At 38.9% G+C, this 1,300-nt stretch carries 2 protein-coding genes; both read left to right on the top strand.

Annotation, left to right across the window (positions count from 1 at the left end; translation table 11 throughout):
- The coding region (locus tag EDM53_RS01055; protein ID WP_207215397.1) for a PD-(D/E)XK nuclease domain-containing protein at positions 1 to 513 on the top strand (513 nt) is incomplete at its 5' end.
- Positions 514 to 736: 223 nt separating this feature from the next.
- Complete coding sequence (locus EDM53_RS01050) at positions 737 to 1,099, top strand: response regulator (RefSeq protein WP_130121567.1); 363 nt, start codon at positions 737 to 739, stop codon at positions 1,097 to 1,099.
- Positions 1,100 to 1,300: the final 201 nt, after the last annotated feature.

Below are 1,300 nucleotides of genomic sequence, written 5' to 3'. Positions count from 1 at the left end.
ATAGGGTTTGTATATGATAGGATAGTGTCTGAATGGTTCAGCAAAGCAACAAGAGTTGGGTCATACGACAGCTTTGTGAGAAGCTTGATGGATGGTGACATGGAGAGGTTTGAGATGTATATCACAAGCTACATAATGCAAAGCGGTAGCTACTTTGACTTTAATAAGAACACACCTGAGCAAGTATTTCATGTATTTATATTGGGTCTAGTAGTGGGATTGAGAGGAGAGTACTACATACGCTCTAATCAAGAGTCAGGACTTGGAAGGTTTGACGTGGTGATGTTGCCAAAGCAGAGTGGGAGAGCTGGTATCTTGCTGGAGTTTAAGGCAACAGATGACCCGAAGAAGCTGAAGGCAAAAGCGAAAGAAGGACTAAAGCAAGTGAAAGACAAGCAATACCTGGAGCTGTTTAAGCAAAACGGTGTGAAGGAAGTACTTGCAATATGCCTTGCGTTTTGTGGAAAGCAACTGTGTTTGCTGAGTGAAAAAGTTCTGTTAGAAGACAAATAAGAAGCGCAAAGATAGTGGTCAATTTGGTATTGGTTTTAACTGAGTATGAGTACAAAAGAAGGCAATTATGAATGAAGAAATAGAATCGAATTTTACAGCTATCTACTGGGTTTTTCTATATCTTTATGTACCAACAAATTGTTAAATCACGTACATGATCTTGCTTGACACAAAAATATAAAGGGGTGTAGTATCGCTGCAACCGTAAAATAAAGTAAAACCAATGGTGGTATTAATAGTAGACGACGAATTCATCTGCCGCTCTTATCACTCCTCCATCATGAATCAACTGAATTTTGAAGTGTTGGAAGCATGCGATGGCGTCGAAGCCCTTGATGTGTTTGAGCGGCATCATGACAAAATCGGCTGTGTACTAACAGATTACAATATGCCACGTATGAATGGCCTAGATATGGTTATGACCTTGAAGCATAGGTATAGTACTACTATACCGTTCATTCTGTTAACTTCAGATATAGGTCGTATAGAGAACACTGAAATGCTGACAGTCTTTAGTCAGATAATGTGTAAGCCATTATCTATTGAAGAGTTTGTTAACCGTTGTTCAAGTCTCGTTGTAAAGTGACATTGATTTGAGTCTTTGAGGTGATGTGGTCCGTGCGTCAGAAGTGATGGAGAGGAGAAGGGATGAGGGGTTGAGGAGATAAAATGGATTGAAAATCCATAAGAAAAGTGTATTAGATAGGCAGAAAGCTTATGGATTTTACATATCAGATATGCCAATAGAAAACAAAGTTTCCAGTCAAAAACAAGGAAGATTATTTTG

The sequence above is a fragment of the Rickettsiales endosymbiont of Peranema trichophorum genome (assembly GCF_004210275.1).
Classification (GTDB): domain Bacteria; phylum Pseudomonadota; class Alphaproteobacteria; order Rickettsiales; family Midichloriaceae; genus RICK02.
This window is presented reverse-complemented; position numbering and strand designations above follow the sequence as displayed.

Coding starts and splice junctions, on each gene's coding strand:
- EDM53_RS01050 (WP_130121567.1), top strand. CDS start 737: ATGGTGGTATTAATAGTAGACGACGAATTCATCTGCCGCTCTTATCAC.